16 protein-coding genes are annotated in these 17,262 nt (G+C 43.6%); 4 read left to right on the top strand and 12 right to left on the bottom strand.

The genetic code is table 11. The features are described from left to right. The first annotated feature begins 286 nt into the window (after window positions 1-286). Window positions 287-4,984, top strand: coding sequence for a T9SS type A sorting domain-containing protein (locus tag IEX80_RS00225; RefSeq protein WP_188831565.1), 4,698 nt, complete (start codon window positions 287-289; stop codon window positions 4,982-4,984). 16 nt (window positions 4,985-5,000) lie between these two features. Next, window positions 5,001-5,201, top strand: coding sequence for an Fjoh_0651 family PID-CTERM protein (locus IEX80_RS00220; RefSeq protein ID WP_090524429.1), 201 nt, complete (start codon window positions 5,001-5,003; stop codon window positions 5,199-5,201). A gap of 48 nt (window positions 5,202-5,249) precedes the next feature. Here the strand turns inward: IEX80_RS00220 and IEX80_RS00215 are convergent, their stop codons facing one another. The 6 genes from IEX80_RS00215 to IEX80_RS00190 form a co-directional block, all read right to left on the bottom strand. Then, window positions 5,250-5,915, bottom strand: coding sequence for a DUF4136 domain-containing protein (locus IEX80_RS00215; protein WP_090524427.1), 666 nt, complete (start codon window positions 5,913-5,915; stop codon window positions 5,250-5,252). A 212-nt stretch (window positions 5,916-6,127) separates the two neighbouring features. Next, the gene (locus IEX80_RS00210) at window positions 6,128-6,700 is read right to left on the bottom strand and encodes a Maf family protein (protein WP_176623720.1); all 573 of its coding nucleotides are present in this window, start codon (window positions 6,698-6,700) and stop codon (window positions 6,128-6,130) included. A gap of 171 nt (window positions 6,701-6,871) precedes the next feature. Then, a complete protein-coding gene (locus IEX80_RS00205; protein ID WP_090524424.1) occupies window positions 6,872-7,393 on the bottom strand; it encodes a KdsC family phosphatase in 522 nt (173 codons plus the stop codon). Window positions 7,394-7,542: 149 nt separating this feature from the next. Then, window positions 7,543-7,785, bottom strand: coding sequence for a Fe-S cluster assembly protein IscX (gene iscX, locus IEX80_RS00200; protein ID WP_090524422.1), 243 nt, complete (start codon window positions 7,783-7,785; stop codon window positions 7,543-7,545). A 90-nt stretch (window positions 7,786-7,875) separates the two neighbouring features. After that, on the bottom strand, window positions 7,876-8,208 hold the full coding sequence (locus tag IEX80_RS00195) for a 2Fe-2S iron-sulfur cluster-binding protein (RefSeq protein ID WP_090524420.1): 333 nt from the start codon (window positions 8,206-8,208) through the stop codon (window positions 7,876-7,878). Between the two features lie 19 nt (window positions 8,209-8,227). Next, window positions 8,228-9,010, bottom strand: a complete 783-nt coding sequence (locus IEX80_RS00190; RefSeq protein ID WP_188831564.1) for a Rossmann-like and DUF2520 domain-containing protein — start codon at window positions 9,008-9,010, stop codon at window positions 8,228-8,230. Between the two features lie 82 nt (window positions 9,011-9,092). Between IEX80_RS00190 and IEX80_RS00185 the strand changes: the two genes are divergently transcribed. Together IEX80_RS00185 and IEX80_RS00180 are read left to right on the top strand one after the other, a co-directional pair. Beyond that, entirely contained in the window at window positions 9,093-10,013 is a 921-nt protein-coding gene (locus IEX80_RS00185) for an alpha/beta fold hydrolase (protein WP_188831563.1), read from the top strand. Between the two features lie 30 nt (window positions 10,014-10,043). Beyond that, complete coding sequence (locus IEX80_RS00180) at window positions 10,044-10,787, top strand: hypothetical protein (protein ID WP_188831562.1); 744 nt, start codon at window positions 10,044-10,046, stop codon at window positions 10,785-10,787. On the opposite strand, the gene IEX80_RS00175 is transcribed toward IEX80_RS00180, so the two are convergent. The 6 genes from IEX80_RS00175 to ccsA (IEX80_RS00150) form a co-directional block, all read right to left on the bottom strand. Beyond that, complete coding sequence (locus tag IEX80_RS00175) at window positions 10,784-11,494, bottom strand: phytanoyl-CoA dioxygenase family protein (RefSeq protein WP_188831561.1); 711 nt, start codon at window positions 11,492-11,494, stop codon at window positions 10,784-10,786. The genes IEX80_RS00180 and IEX80_RS00175 overlap by 4 nt on opposite strands. Window positions 11,495-11,504: 10 nt before the next feature. Continuing rightward, a complete protein-coding gene (gene ccsA / locus IEX80_RS00170; protein WP_188831560.1) occupies window positions 11,505-13,967 on the bottom strand; it encodes a cytochrome c biogenesis protein CcsA in 2,463 nt (820 codons plus the stop codon). 9 nt (window positions 13,968-13,976) lie between these two features. Then, a complete protein-coding gene (locus IEX80_RS00165) occupies window positions 13,977-14,387 on the bottom strand; it encodes a cytochrome c maturation protein CcmE domain-containing protein (protein WP_090524409.1) in 411 nt (136 codons plus the stop codon). 392 nt (window positions 14,388-14,779) lie between these two features. Beyond that, entirely contained in the window at window positions 14,780-16,216 is a 1,437-nt protein-coding gene (locus IEX80_RS00160; protein WP_188831559.1) for a Glu/Leu/Phe/Val family dehydrogenase, read from the bottom strand. A 152-nt stretch (window positions 16,217-16,368) separates the two neighbouring features. After that, window positions 16,369-16,578, bottom strand: a complete 210-nt coding sequence (locus tag IEX80_RS00155) for a CcmD family protein (RefSeq protein WP_090524403.1) — start codon at window positions 16,576-16,578, stop codon at window positions 16,369-16,371. Window position 16,579: 1 nt separating this feature from the next. Further along, the gene (gene ccsA, locus IEX80_RS00150) at window positions 16,580-17,254 is read right to left on the bottom strand and encodes a cytochrome c biogenesis protein CcsA (protein ID WP_175489901.1); all 675 of its coding nucleotides are present in this window, start codon (window positions 17,252-17,254) and stop codon (window positions 16,580-16,582) included. Window positions 17,255-17,262 lie beyond the last annotated feature (8 nt).

Here is a 17,262-nt window from a genome sequence, read left to right as displayed (position 1 = left end):
TAACAGGAATATTTTGAAATATTTATCGTTGCGCAGTGATTAATTAGCCCTTACTGTAAGTTAACAGCCTGCTTATTGATTAAAAGCATAGTAGAAAATATTCCCCAAAGTGTGTAAACAATAATCAATAATTAATTTCTTCAAATTTTCCATTTTTTCAATAAAAGACATCAGGACTGATGCCATTGGCAACACAAACCCATATTTGAGTTGAAATTTGTACTTTAATTCCGTTTTCATTGAATCAGCATCATTATTGACATTATTTGCCCGAAACCCTATTAATTTGAAAACACAATTACGCTGCGTTTTATTTACCGGATATCTGCTATGCCTGATCAGTGCAGCTGCGGCCCAGGAAACCAGCGATAACCTTACCTACTATTACAATAACTTTGAAACTTCCTCTGCCGGTACTATAACATCATTAGGAGCAACCGGGGTTGGTAATGCCACCCGCACAAGTTCCCCGGTTACCATAGATGCATCAACTACAAGTCCTTTAAACGGCTCGGTAAGCCTGAGATCGGCAGTACCGGCCACCAACGCGATAAGCGCCATCAGGTGGGATTTTGTCGGAAGCGGCACATCAGGGAGCGTAGATCTTACCGCTAATGATTTTGAGTGGAACTTCATTTATAAAAACAACAGTAGTACAGGCCCCTCTGATCCTGACGTGATGGCTGTTGGTAACAATACCTGGCGTTATTGGCTTATTGCCAATGGCTATACCACCAATAATATGCAGGGTATTTACATAACACACACGGGTACTACACTTAGCTTGCGGTACAGGTATGACAATGGCACTTTTTCAGGCCATTATAACGAGCTCCTTAACGCTACAATGGCCAATGATCAGCAAACGTACATGATCAAAGTGCAACGTTTGAAAGATGGCCGCTGGGCAATTTTTAAAGATGTTTTTGTAGCAGGCATGACCACAGCTAAAACCCTTGTTGCGTCAAGCACAAGCACAACGGGCGGCAGCTACAGCACATACTATTATTCCTATCTCGAATCAACATGTACTACTGCCGGTCGCTTCCAATGGGATAATTTTGATATGTATACCCGTGTGCTTCAATTTACCACCACAGGGGCAAACGGAACAGCTAATAATGTAACGCAACCTGCTTATTATGAAAGCGAAAGTGTAATCCTCTATGGCCTCAAAATAATATCAAGGGGCAACTTTGTTATTAACCAACTGGTAATGAACACATCCGGTGCAGGGTTCGAGGCCTATTTCAATAGTTCAGGGAGCTTATACCGATCAGATGATTCGTATTATTCTACCTCATCTGATGCATTGATAAGTTCAGTAACGTACACCGGTAACGCTATACAAGATTATAGTGTGGGCGACCTTATCTCAAGCTCGGGCAATACAGATGGATCCTACTCTGTCCCCGGCTATTATTTTTATACAGGTACGGTAAAAAGCCAGCTCAATTATGGTGGCAGCCCTACAGGCACCATTACCGTCACCAGCATTAATACCCTTACGGGGAATGGAAACAGCTCGGCCATTACTTATACGGGACCCTCGTCAAATGGTAATATCATAACTTTTGCAAATGCAATTGACTGGACAGGCGCTTCAGACAATAACTGGAACAATACCGGTAACTGGAGCCCCGCAACGGTGCCAACTTCCACCAATGTGGCACGCATAGGCGTTGTTTCATTTAAAAACCAGCCTATTGTTCAAAGTAGCGTACCCAGCATAGCATCCATGGTATTTGGCCCTTTAACCAGCACCCTATTCGGGTCTCCGTCAATTACCTTAACCATCAATAACACCTATTCGCTTACAGTAAACGGCGCCATCACACAAAACCACAACAGCAGCAGCGGTGATGTAACAACAACCATTACAGGTACAGGGAATGCAACATTAAGCTGCAACTCATTTATAGTGGGCGATAATACAACACCACCGGCGCCAAACATATTTACCTCGCCAACATCAAATACCACTACCATCAATACCACAGTCCCTGTATTTAATATCACCAATTCGTTATCGTTAAATACTACCTCGTCGGCAATTGGCTATTACGCCTTGGGGTTCCTGCAAAACTATTCGGTAAATAATGCGGCATTTCATCTAAATTCCGGATCATTAACTGCAAGCAACATAGCCACCACCAATTCAAACTATGTAAACAGGAATGATGGTATAGTAACTGTAACCAACGCCGCATTAGTTGATATGGATACCGGTACCGGCGCCTCCACATTAACTTTAACAGGTAATACCCCAATAAGTGCTGCTACAGGTGGCACTATCGATTTCACCACCGGCGGCACCGGCACCGGACTCGTTAACTACGCAGCTACCTCCGGCACGCAAACAATATACGCTACTAATGACAGCTTTATAGGTACAAACCCATCCAACTATGATAACCTTACCTTATCAGGGGCAGCAGCCAAAACTGTCGACGGAGGCGCGCTAACCGTAAGCGGAAACTGGATCACAAGCGGTGGTGCAATAGACCTTAACACGAACAACCCCGTTATAACCATTACAGGAACCTGGACCAATTCAGCAAACGTAACCCAGGGTTCGGGCAATATTAGCATTACTGGTAACGCTACTAACAGCGCTGTTATTACAGGCGGTTCGGGCACACTAACTTTCAATGGCGATTACACCAATACAGGTACATTTACGGCAGGTACCGGGACCGTGTTCTTTAGTAAAGCAGGCGCTCAATCTCTTACAGACAACAGCACCAACGGCACAAAATTCAATAATGTTACTGTTAATGGCAGCGGTATAAAAACCATGTCGGGCACGGGTAAATTCGCGGTATCATCCTCGGGTATACTTAGTATGGGGGGTACAGCTACCCTTGCCGCCGGCGGTGTGTTAACATTAAACTCCGATGCAACAGGTTCGGCCACTGTAGATGCTATACCTTCCGGAACAGCAATTACAGGCAATGTAAACGTACAGCGTTTTATAAGTGGTGGCAATTCATATAACCGGGGGTACAGGTTACTTTCATCTCCTGTTAATACAGGTTCAGCAGCCAAGGTAATCAGTGTAAATTACCTTAAAAACTCATCATGGATAACCGGTACTACAGGCACAACGGGCGGCTTTGATAAATCGGGCAATCCCACAATTTACTGCTTCAGGGAAAACATAGCCTCCTCGCAAGTGTCTTTTACAGCCGGTAATTTCAGGGGCATCAACAATATCAACTCCCCGCCAAATTATATTTTTGATACCGACGGCTCACATACCATACCTGTCGGCAACGGTTTCCTTTTCTTTTTCAGGGGAGACAGGACGGCCGCCGATCTTGCAACTTCAACAACCGCAAGCTATGTGCCCACCAACACCACTTTAACAGCAACAGGTACATTAAATACAGGTAACATTACAGTAACCAACTGGTACAGCGGCACAACCAGCCTCTTGTTCAGCAATACTACAGGCAGCCTGGTTAACGGATATAACCTGGTTGGAAATCCTTACGCGGCCACCATCAATTGGGAAAAATTTAACCGCAGGGGCACAACAACAACCGTTTCCGCCACATCATCAATTTACGGGGCCGGTTTCCCCTCAGAGGTATCTTCGGCTGCAACCCTATCTGCTCCGGGCAAAATATGGGTTTACAATCCAAAAACAAAGCAGTATGCCAGCTACATGCAAAAGGCCACTGCTATATCTACGGCAGATACGACTACCAATATTAACCCCGGTATTTCGAGCGATGGCTATGCAAGTAATATGATAGCCAGCGGGCAGGCGTTTTTTATACAGGCTACCTCAGCTTCGCAATCATTAACTTTCAGGGAATCGGCGAAGTCAACAACGCAACCAACGGCATCAAATCTGATAGCCTTATTAAGTGCCCCTGCTGATAAGGGGTTACAGAAGCTGGCGGCCACAGCTGCCGACATGGACATATTGAAGGCTGCCGAAGCACAATCAGCAGCATCACAACAAACTTCATCATCATTGGCCGAACCGATATTAAGGCTGCAAATGATAAAGGACTCCATTAATACCGATGATATTGTTATTGCGTTTAACAACGACGCCAGTACGGCTTTTGAAAATAGTAAAGACGCGGAAGACCTCGGAACCAATGGTGCACAGATAGCCTTGTCGGCCCTGTCAAGCGATAGCGTTAAAACCGTTATCCATCACCGGCCTTTCCCTAAAAAACAGCAGGAGATCATCCCCCTAACGTCTGACGCTACCTCATCCGGGCCATATCAATTAAAACTAAGAGCGCTTAGTAACGTACCTGCCATTTATGAAATATGGCTTAAGGATAACTTTACTAAAGATTCGCTGGATCTTAAACACAACAACATTTACAGCTACAATATTGATAAAAGTACCCCGGCTACTTTTGGTAAAAAACGTTTTCAGCTGATATTGCGCCAATCACCTAAATTGGGCCTGCGGCTGCTTGATTTTAATGCAGTAAAAGCAACCGGCGGCGCTAAAACAACCTGGATTGTTGAAAATGAGGCCAACTACACCACATTTACACTGCAGAGAAGCACCGATAACGGCAAAACCTGGGAAAACCTGGATGTGATAAAATCGAACGGTTTGGGAACTTACTCTTATACCGACCCTAACCCGGCAAAAGGCTTAAATAATTACCGTGTTCAGTTAACTGATTTAAACAATGATATCAGCCTGTCAAAAGAGCTGCCATTAATGTATGCCAATACAAAAAATAACATAAGCAATAGCCTGCTTACGATATATCCAAACCCTGTAACGGAAACATTAAACCTAACCATAGGGCAAACCAACGCTTCAGCAAACTATAATATTCAGTTAACTAACAGCAGTGGCGTGATACTGAAGGCAGTAAATATCACACAGCTTTACTGGAAAAACAACGTAACCGGTTTGGTACCCGGGACATATATCATAAGGGTTACCGATAACAAAACCAAGCAGTTGATTGGCACCGGTAAATTTTTAAAACAATAACAAGCGATTTGCGCATATGAAAAAAAAGTTCTTTTTAACCGCTCTTGTTTTTGCGGCCGCCACCCTAAGCTGTTTTGCCCAGTTAGATAATCCATGTGATAATGCCGACGGCGACGCTAACTGCCCGCTTGATGCCTGGGTTATTGTTTTAGCCGTAGCTGCCCTTACTTTTGCTGTAACCCATTTATACCGCAAACAAAAATCCCTCCAGGCTTAGCGCCCGAAGGGATTTTTGCATTAGTTCAATAATTGATCAGCAAATTTCTTATGCTTTTTTCATTGGCACCTGGTCTTGCTGTACCTGGTTAAGCTGTAGTTGTTCAATAATGCCGTTAACTACTTTGGGCAGTTCCTTTACAGTTTTTTGCGGGTTGTGCAGTTCGCCAACACCAAAACCACGCCATACCAGTTTGCGCGATTTGGTATCCATAATGTCGATAATCAGGGTACCTTCTTTGTAAGGTACGCGGGCATAACCGCCGCCGCCATAACCGTAACCATAAGGATATCCCCAACCCCAGCCGCCGTAGCCATAAAACGGACGATAGCCCCAGCCACCGCCCCAACCCCAGCCAAATCCTAAACCGAAGCCCGGGTAACCGCCATAGTAATAAGGATAAAACTCAGTTTTCATTCCCCGGCCGGTAACTGTGGTATAACTTACCAGTAAATCGGGGTTGTTTTCCTGGAATTTTAACCCTTTGTTTTCCAATGCCGAAATAGCCGCGTCCTTAACCTTTTCATCAGCCACTTCCTTTTTTACAACTGCGCCGGCTTTATTGGTCATGGTTGCAGGAGGTAGCCAGGCAAATGTACGGTAAGCGGATAAATCTGTTTTGTTTCGGGCTGCGGTGTAATAATTGTAACTGCTGCATGCAGACAAGGTGGCCACCAGCAGTAACACCAGCCCTGTATTAATAGTTTTTTTCATGACAAATTACTCCCTTTATTTAACACCTTAGACTATGCAGGAAACAAAGGTTTAAATTAAATAATTATTTATTTAATTGTACCGGAAAAAACACGCTTTATCAAAAAGTAACGATGTTTAGCGAAACTGTAACGACGAATAAAATGGTTTGCGAAAGGCACAAGTAATCCCCGCACAGGCAGCCGCACAATACTTGCGCCTGTATGTGAAATCTATTTGCTTAAGTTAAGCAATTGTGCATAAACCTTTTGGGTAGGTAAACCAACAACATTGGTATATGAGCCTTCAATCCGTTCGATGCCTATCAGGCCTATCAGCTCCTGGATGCCGTATGATCCGGCCTTGTCAAGCGGCTGATACTTATCTACATAATTACTGATCTCGGCATCAGAAAGCTTGCGGAAGAGCACTTCGGTAAGATCATAAAAATTGTTATAACGCCCTTTATATAACAAACATACACCGGTAATAACCTGGTGTACACGGCCCGATAGCATTTGCAGCATTTCGATAGCATGTGCGCGGGTTTCGGGTTTACCCAGTATCAGGCCATCAATACACACTATAGTATCGGCAGTAAGTACAACCTCATCCCCTACCGTTTCGTCAAATGCTTCTGCTTTTTTACGGGCTATATGCAGGGCAACCTCTGTTGGGGTAAGCCCATCGGGGAATGACTCATCAACCTCTTTAAGCACAACCCTGAAATCAATATCCATAAGCCGGAGCAGCTCCTGCCGTCTTGGCGATTTTGATGCGAGAATTACGGGTGGGATGATGTTCATATTTTTAGTTCATGGTTGATGGTTCATAGATCATGGTAGCTGCATTGATTAGTTCGTAGCAAATGGTTCATAGATCATAGTAGCAACAAAACTATTTATAACCATGATCTGCCGGGTTAATTCCATGAACCATTATCTATGGACTATCGACTATGTACTATGGACCAAACCCTACCAGCTATACGCCTGTTTGCTCATCCATTTATCCTGAACCTTGAGCACTTTTTCAATGATATCGCGGGCACAGCCTTTGCCGCCGCCGTAGGGCGATACGTAAGCGCTAACCGCTTTGATCTCTTCAACAGCATCGGCAGGGCAAACAGGCAGGCCTGCAAGCTTCATCACTTCCAGGTCGGGAATATCATCACCCATGTATAATACATTGGTGGCAATAATGCTTTTTTCTTCCAGGTAGATCTTGAACCTTTGCGATTTGGTATGTGTGCCCATATACACATCCTGGATGCCAAGGCTGTTTAACCTGTACATGGCACTTTTTGAGCGGCTGCCCGATATCGCGCAAACATTATAACCGCATTTAACAGCTAACTGCAGCGCGTAGCCATCTTTAATATTAAAGGCGCGGCTTTGTTCGCCGGCTTCCGTTACAAAAACAGACCCGTCGGTCAAAACGCCATCCACATCAAAAATGAGGGTAGTAATATCTTTTAATTTATTCAGGAATGATTCCATGGTTGTGATTACACCGATTTTGTTTCGTGACTACACCGATTTGTTGAGGTGATTTCACCGATTCTTTGACTATAGAATGTTTGCTTCGTGCTAAACTGCTAATCGCAAATTTAAAACGGCAAACCGCCAGCTCAAAACTGCCAATTGAATTATTGATTATCCCGCCACTCGTATACCCAGGCCGACTGGATCTGCTCCAGGTGGCCTTCGTTTGATTCGGCACGGGTACCGGCAAAATTAGGCAGGCTCAATACCCATTCCAGCAGTTCGGTAAAACGGATGCGGTATATTTTTGATTCGTCAAAATCGTCACCAAACTTTTCATAAAGTTCAATGGCAATATCTTCATAATCATTCCAGTGAATTGGTAAGGCAAATTTATTATCGCTCATTGTTGTTGATTTTACGTACTACCCGGGGGTTACGCTAATACGTTGTAAATTATACGTTTTATTTATTGTTTAAACGGATTGATGCAAATATTAGTGGCCTAAAAACTGCGACTGATCCGGCAGGGTAACTTCAATGTCGCCATCAACAATCACACACTGGCAACCCAGGCGCGAATTAATGCGCGGATTAACAGCCCTGTCAATAAAATCCTCTTCTTTATCGGAAATCTCCTGGATGTTATCCATCCCCTTGTTTACATAAACATGGCATGTGCTGCATCCGCAAACACCACCGCAATTGTGCTGTAGTTCAATGCCATTCTCCAGGCATACGTCTAATACAGATTCTCCTTCGGCTATAGGTAACTCAACGCTTTCGTGCCCTTTTTCCTCGAAATTGATCTTTATTTTATAAATGTTCATTTAAGCAAAAGTAACAAAATTACTCGGGTGCGGTAAACCCTTTATTGTTTTTGATAATACCCTGACTTAATAAAGTATAAACTTCCTGTAACATAGGCATCTCGTTCAGCATCTGCATGTGAGTAGCCATAGTGCCCTCATCATTACGTACTGCGGGGCCGGTTTGTACATTGCGCGGTTCCTGCTCAAGCACTTTTTGGGCAGTTTCCAGGATCAGAGGGCGCAGCATGTTAAACTCCATTTGATTTTGCGCAAGCAGGTCCTGGGCAACTCCGTACAAATAATTGGGGAAATTACAGGCAAATACCGCGGCAAGGTGCAATATTTTGCGCCGGGCGGAGTTAACGCTATATACATTATTACTGATGGTAAATGCCAGCTGCTTTAAATCAGCAAGTATACCATCATCAGCACCTTCAAGACAGAGCGGGACAGATCGGAAATCAACCTCTCTTATCTTGCTAAACGTTTGCAGGGGATAAAATACACCGGCCTTCGGGGTAAAAGCCAGCAAACTGTTCAAATCGGTTGAGCCCGATGTATGTACTATTAACTTTTTATGGGCCGACAACGCTTTAACAACAGTCGTTATAGCATCGTCCTTAACCGAAACAACAAACAATCCTGTATCGGGATTAATATTGTCAAGGTTATCAACAGCTTCGGCAGCTACATGGTAGGCTAAAAGCGCGGCATGCTGCATATCGCGGCTGTATACCTGTACAATACGGTGTCCGGCATTCTTAAAGGCCGCTGCCATGTGCGTAGCTACGTTACCGGAGCCTATTATGGTAATGTTCATATATTCTTTACAATAGATATAATTATTTAACTAACTGTAGTATAAATATTTCTGTATTTTAGAAACCAACATCTAATACCGCATGAAAATACTTAAAGTAAGCATTATAATTGTGATATTTCTTGTCGGGGCCGCGTCATTAATACTATACGGCTTCTATAGATATAACAATAAAGAAACCAAAACCTTAACCGATGCCAGCCGCATAAACATCCCTGGCAGCTTTATCAAATTAAGTCAGGGCGTAACCCATTACCAGCTTGAAGGCCCTGACAGCGCCCAGGTTGTTATACTTGTTCACGGTTTTAGCGTACCCTATTATATCTGGGACCCAACGTACGATTTTTTGATAAAAAAAGGATACCGGGTATTACGCTATGATATGTATGGCCGCGGCTATTCAGACAGGCCCGATGTGCCCTATAACCAGGAGCTTTACAATACGCAACTGCTCGATCTCATTAATCAACTTAAATTAAACGGGAAAATAAATTTAGCAGGCGTATCATTTGGCGGCGCGGTGATAACCAATTTTACCTGCAGTCACCCCGGTATGGTTAACAAACTAATCCTTGTCGACCCGGTATATGAACAAAAAAAGCCGGTAGCTCCGCAATATTTCACGCTTTATAACGAAGCCGTGAACTCCGACGAAAGAGCAAAAGGACAAACAACCGATTTTCTTTATCCCAAAAACCACCCCGGGTGGATAAACCGTTACCTCCCCCAAATGGAGTATAAAGGGTTTAGAAACGCGCTGGTTTCAACGCTGTACAATTACAATCAAAATGGTCGTGAGAGCAATACCTGCCTCAACAGTGCAGGCAAAAGCGTATTACTGATATGGGGTAAAGCCGATAAAACAGTATTGCCACGTTTCAGCGATTCTATCCGCAGCGTATTAAAGACCGACTTTTTCCCTGTTGATGGCGCAGCACATTTACCCATGATTGAAAAGGCCGACACCGTAAATGCTAAGATCCTTTCGTTTTTGAAGGGGTAAGAAAATCAATTTTATCTATAGTTTTATCAGATGAAATTTAGATTGATTACCTGCTTTTTGTTATTGATAAACCTTGCCTGTTACGCAAACTGTAGTCGCAATGGTTATTATTTAACAGATACAACGGTTCATCAAAAAGTAAAACATATTTTCAAGCGAAAAATTGTACCACATGTTACCTACACGCGTGAAAGTATTAAGGGCTATAAACCTGAATTTGATAATTGCATTTATACAAAAAGGTTTACTGTTGCTCAACGATTAAAGAAATATCCTTTTTCAGTTGCTGCTAAAATAATAGCAATATCTTATGTGGGAGGAGGGCAACCAAATCAGGACATAATAATAGACTCTGCAGGTAATTCGATACGAAACCCTAAACAAGCTCCGGATACGATTCCGGGCATCATTATTGAAAATCACCGTTTGAAATACGACAATGTTAAACAATCGAAAATATTAACTAATAAAGAGATAGAAAATTTCACCGATATTATCTATAACTATGGTTACAGCGGCATGAAGAACTACCTTATAGTAGGATTCACCAACTGCTTTGAGCCGCGCAACTCAATTGTTTTTCTTGACAAAAAAGGTAAAGTTATAGATCACCTGGACATTTGTTTTCACTGCCAAAGAAGTGAATCTGAATCAAGAAAAATAGATGAAGGGGTGCCGTGCACACAAAAGTATCAAATGCTTAGAGATTTTTTTATCGACATTGGTGTCTCTTACGGAACTACCGGAAAAACATATGACTTTCCGAATAATTAAATTCTTTCAGCCCAATCAATCCCTTCTGCCAATTCAGTCCTGCTAAACTCAATATGCACTACCCTACGCCGTTTGTTGTTGGTAGTACGGTTTGAGGCATGCATGAGTAAGGGCCGCATGATCATGATACCACCTGCCTGTACATTGCAGCTTACTTCGGTTTCCTGCTGCCAGTCGATATTTTCAGGACGATAGATCTCTTTGAGATGCGAACCTGGCAACACTTTCAAAGCCCCGTTGCCTTCATCGGTATCATCCAAATGGATCCGGATGGTGAAGTTATCCTGCAAAATATGAAGCGGGGGCTGAACGGCGAACTGGTTATGCTTAACCGTCCAGGGGCCGTAACCTGCTATCTCAATTTTCTTATCAACAGAAATGGTCAGGTCCTGGTGCCAGGCTACAAACCAGTTGGATGTTTCGGGCTTATCGAAATAGATAGATTTAACGGCAAAATAACCGTCACCAAACAATTGCTGTAAGCAGGTTTTTAATCTCCCCGTAAAAATCAGTGGGCTTATTTCGGGCACAGCCTTTAAAAACTGTCTTATGGCAAACAGGTCATCTGTTTGCCTGAACAGCGGACTGGTTTTATCCGCGTTTTCAATAGCGGCGACGATGACTTTTACTTCAGAATCAGTATAAATATGCTCAACAACAGAAAACCCCTGCCGGGCTATTTCATACTGATGCCTGGTAATATCCATTTAACAACAGTTAAACGGTTTTAAGTTCTTTATTACGCCTTTGGATAGAAAGCAAAAAGCCAATCACCATAATGATAGTACCACTCCAAAAAAAGTTAATATACGGGAAGCTGATAGCGCGCATCACAATCCATGGGCGTTTGTTTTGCGGCTGCTGATAAACAGTGATTTCTACTTTTTTATTCTCAGGGTTGATCCTTGAAAAGCGCAGTTTTAAACCTGCGTCCTCTACCTTGCGGGCAAAATCAAACACGTTACCGCCCCTGATCATGAATACAGGTTCGGCAGTATATACCTTGCCATCATGCGCATGAACTTCGATATTGGCGCCGATAGCCACATCGTTGGCAGTAAGCGGGATATTTTGTACCGTGGCCTGTTTGTTTAATGATTTAACCAGCATGAAGCCGTCGCGGTACCGGATGGTATCGCCAATGGCAACTTCATGGGCTACAGGCTCATCGTAGTTTTTATCATCGTTACCTTCGTCGTGACCGGCCTCGCCCTGCATGGCAAAACCTTCGCTTGGGATAGCGGTGACATGGGTATACAAGTCATTTAACAGGTAATGTTTGGTATCGGGCGATGAAGACATTCCGGCATCACGGCTGGCCTGCACTTTGGGTTTAAGCACAAAGTTTTCAAGCAGTTTACCATTGGCATCAAACTTTTTATAATCAACCCTGTAAAAATGGTATGGTGATGAAACCGAATCGCCAAGATAGGTAACTGTATAATCGCCCATTTTTACCGGGGTGTTTTTGTAGATCATGATATTTTCGCGGGCATTACCAGCCTTGGCATCAAAACCCTGCACATTAACCACACCGCTTGCGTTTTCAGAAACTACTTTACTGGTACCTGCAGCTATCACCGCGCCAACCATCAACAAGCCAAAACCTAAGTGCGCCACTGCCGAGCCGGCCAGCTTGAACTTACCTTTAAAGGCATCAACCAATACTTTGGCATTGGCAATAACTGAATAAACCGAACCGCACATTACCAGATTGAATACGAAATTAAGGCGATAAACCCCGGTTAAGTAAACAACAAGCGCTGTTACCAGTATGGCAAACACAAGGTAAACACCGGTAGTAATAAAGAACCGGGTAATATCGGTCTTTTTATATTTCAGGAATTGCGTAAAACCGGTAAGTAAAGTCACCACAAACGCAAATGACGACTGGATTACGTTATAATGCTTAACAGCATCAGAAGGAGGTGCAATCTTGGTACCAAACATGGCATTCCATACAGGTACCGATGTCACTACAATAAGGTGAAAGCATGATAACCCTAAAAACACTGAACCAACAAACATCCAAAACTCGCGCGAGTAAGTTTCTTCGTCTTTTTTGGTGATTGGCAATTCTTTCCATCGCCATACCAAAACCCAAACAGATAAAACAAGGAATATCAGGATGCCGATAACCAGTTGCCAGAACATACCTAAATCGGTAAAAGCATGAACTGAGCTTTCGCCCAGGATACCGCTTCTTGAAAGGAATGAGGTGTACCATACCAGTACAAAACTCAGCAATACCAGCAGTGTAGCTGTAAAATAGGAATGGCCTGTATTTTTAAATACAATAAGTACGTGCAATGCCGCAACCATGGTTAACCACGGAAATATCGAACCGTTCTCAACCGGGTCCCAGGCCCAGAAACCACCGAAGTTCAATGACTCATATGCCCAAAACGAACCCATGATCACTCCCGTACCCAATATCATAGAACCAAACAAGGCGTACGATATAGCAGGCTGCACCCATTCTTTATAACGTTTTTGCCAAAGCCCGGCAACCGCGTAAGCAAACGGAACAACTATTGAAGCAAAGCCCAGGAACAAGGTAGGCGGGTGAATAACCATCCAGTAATTTTGCAGCGATGGGTTCATCCCTTGTCCGTCTTTTATAAAGTCGAGATAGTTTGGCTGCGAGAATATAGGCGCTTCGATACCTGAATTACGTAACAACAAGAATGGTGAACTACCAATGCGTTGGCCAAAGATATCGATACCCAGTACCATGGTTCCCAGAATAACCTGCGACAGGGCAACAACAGTCATTACCGGGCGCTCCCATGATTTAGCCCTTGCAATAAGTACATTACCTAAAACGGCCTGCCAAAAGGCCCAAAGCAAAAAGCCGCCCTCCTGTCCGTTCCAGAAACCCGATACCAGGTAATAAACGGGCAGCGAACGCGAGGTATAGGCCCAGGCGTAATGATACTCGAAATAGTGATTATAAAGCACATAGAACAGGCAGGTGCCCATTCCTAAAATAGAGATAGAATTTACGTAAAAACCTAAACGGCCTAAACGCTGCCAGCCGCTGTCGGCCTTACCGGCATCATCTGTAGTAGCAAAATAGTAACTTATAAATGACAGCAGGGCTGCACCAAACGAAAGAACAATAAAAAACTGGCCGATTTGTCCCGGTAAAAGGTGTTCGCCCTTAAAAACTGTATTCATCAAAAATGATTAAATGCTGGCTTGTTTAGCCTTCGCTTCTGTAACTTCTAACTTATCCTGGGTGTATTTGGATGGACATTTCATCAGGATCTTTGAGGCATGAAACTCGCTGCCAACCATCTGGCCGGTAAGTACCAATTGCTCCGAACGCTCAAAATCTTCCGGTTTGGTACCGGTAAAAACAACTTTACGCTCTTCGCCTTTATTATCTTTCATATAAAATGAAAAATAATTGGCATCCTTAGTAGCGTCATAAACCATTTCCTTTCCCTTGCTGAAATGGCCTATTACATGCAGTTCACTGCTGGTTTGCTGCGCTTCGGCAAAGGTAGCATAGGTGCTTGAGCTTGAATAAACACTAATGATAACCGCTATGGCTATAGCGATAACAACAAGACCAAAAATTGCACTTTTTTTCATCCGCGGTTTATATTATTAAAATAACGATTTGCAAAAATACAAAACGTGCAGCGAATAATGTTTATTACAAGACATATGTATTATTTAGAATCATTCTTGATTGAATGCAAATCAGCGTCATTGCGAGGAACGAAGCAATCGCGAACTATACAAGGACATTTACATGGCTGCTCTGTAAAGTCGGGGATTGCTTCGTTCCTTAATGACGGTTATTTATTATAGTGTTTTATTTGCGATGCCTTCGGCCCGGGCTCTACGCTCATACGCCTGCAGGCTTTACGCTCAGTGGCCGGTATCCGCTGCGACCCCTATCGCGGCATAATTAAAAACAAAAAACGAGGTGGGCTTTTTCAAACCCACCTCGCTATATATTAAAACTATTAAATCCTTAATTATGGCCAGATCCCTAAATTTTGGTACGATACTGCTATTTTATTGATAGCACCAACCATGGCTGCATTACGCAGGGTGCCAATCTCAGGGTTGCTTTTGTAAATTTCCCTGATCTCGTGGTATGAGCGGATCATGGTATCTTCCAGTCCCGAATTTACGAGTTCAAGTTCTGATGCGCCTTTAATAATGGTAGAACGCTGCACCGAAGTTAAAGCTACACCGGTGATACCTTCAACCATATTTACCAGGTTAAGATTCGAGTTTTCTTCAAACCTGCGGTTCATCCTGCCGAATGCTACGTGGCTCAGGTTTTTCAACCATTCGAAATAGGATACTGTTACACCACCGGCGTTGGCAAACATGTCAGGTACAATCATCCCGCCATTAGCATAAAATATCGCTTCAGCCTCTGGCGATGTTGGGCCGTTAGCGCCTTCAACAATGATCTTAGCTTGTATGTTGCGGATGTTTGCTTCGGTGATCTGGTTTTCAAGAGCTGCCGGTACCAGGATATCACATGGCTGCTCAAGGCCTTCCATGGTATTGGTAAATTCCTGTATCGCGGCAGCATATCCTAAAATAGAACCTGTTGCCTTACGGTGCTGGAATACAGCCTCGATATCTAAACCGTTCTCGTTATAAATAGCGCCTTCAAATTCGCATAAGCCGACTATTATTGCCCCCATTTCGGATAAAAACTTAGCCGAATAGTAACCTACATTACCAAGGCCCTGCACAATTACCCTTTTGCCCGATAAACCCGGCAACAGGCCAATCCTTTGCATATCCTCGCCAACGCTTACGCACTCGCGGGTGGCGATGGCCACACCACGGCCGGTAGCTTCCCTCCTGCCCGCGATACCATGCAGCGCGATAGGCTTACCGGTTACAGCGCCCATAGCATCCAGCTGACCGGGGTTCATGGTAGCATAAGTATCGGCAATCCAGCTCATTTCGCGCTCGCCCGATCCATAGTCAGGTGCCGGCACGTCAATGCTTGGGCCAATAAAGTTCTTTTTGATTAACTCAACGGTATAACGGCGGGTGATGTTTTCCAGCTCGCTTACGGTGTAGTTTTTAGGGTTTATTTTGATACCGCCTTTGGCGCCGCCAAACGGAACGTTAACAATGGCGCATTTGTAAGTCATGAGCGCGGCGAGGGCCATTACCTCATCCTCATTCACCATTTCGCTGTAGCGGATACCTCCTTTGGTTGGCGACTGGTGGTGCGAGTGCTCCACACGCCAGGCGTCAATTACCTCAAAACTGTTACCCTTGCGAATGGGGAAACGGAAGCGGTAAACACTGTTACATGATTTAATTTGATCAAGCAGGCCTGCATCGTGTTTGGTGAATTGGGCAGCATGATCGAAGTTTTTGCACACGTCGCTGAAGAAGTGTGTTTCCTGGTCGGCAATCAAAATATTCGTAGCCATAACTATTGTATAAATATTAATCTCTTAAAAAAGTGAGCAAATTTGGTACAATTTTTATCAATATTGCAAATATTTCTTAGTTAGTGTGCCCTATACACCAGTCAACACCGTTACGAATGATATGTTTAAATTGTTTAAACATATTATTTGAACTACTTTTCGTTTTCGACTTTTTTTAATCTGCGGTCTATAGTAAACAGGTAAATAGCCAGTCCAACAAAAATTATGGAAATAGTTGCTACAACCACGTAAATTTTTCCCGATTGGCGCAGGGCATCGGCCATTTCAACCTGCTGCCCTGGTTGTGCAAAAACAGCGGTACAAAACGTAAGCAGTAGCAATAAAAGCGTTAATTTCTTCATCTTAATTTATAGCGTTCTTCTTATTCTCAATTAAACGGATGCGGTAACGGATAGTTGCTATCCAAAGGGCAATAAAACTCCAGCCTGCCATAGCCGGGTAAAAGGCTATCTTCATACCGTTATCAAGGTCGTATTTACCAAATGCAGGGTTACCGCCGCTGCCGGGGTGTAATGAATCTGTCATGCGGGGCAAAACAAATATCAGCACAATCATGATGGGGAAAGCGAAGATATTGTAGATGGCCGAAATCTTGGCCCGCTTCTGCTCCTCATCAATAGAGTTACGGAGCACCAGGTAAGCACAGTACAACAAAAATGCAATGGCCGCACTATTTTGTTTGGGGTCGCCGCTCCAAAATTCGCCCCAGGTAAATTTTGCCCACAGCATACCGGTTAAAAGGCCCAAGGTGTAAAACAGCAAGCCGGTATTAACACTCTCAACGGCGGCAAGGTCGTGCTCTTCTTTACCCGTTTGCAGGTATTTGATACTAAAATAAACCGATACCACAAAAACAGTCAGCATGCCCATCCACATGGGTACGTGAAAATACAAATTACGGATGGTTTCGTGAATAATTGGCAGTCTCGGCGCTTTGAAAACCAGGCCGGTGTAAAAGGTAGACAGCACCAGCAAAACAGCCGCAACCTTCCACCATGTTTGATAAATAAACTTCATATGATTTA

This window comes from Mucilaginibacter rubeus, from assembly GCF_014643835.1.
Taxonomy (GTDB): Bacteria; Bacteroidota; Bacteroidia; order Sphingobacteriales; family Sphingobacteriaceae; genus Mucilaginibacter; species Mucilaginibacter rubeus.
Note: the sequence above shows the minus strand (reverse complement) of the source record. Positions and strands in the feature narration are given on the sequence as shown.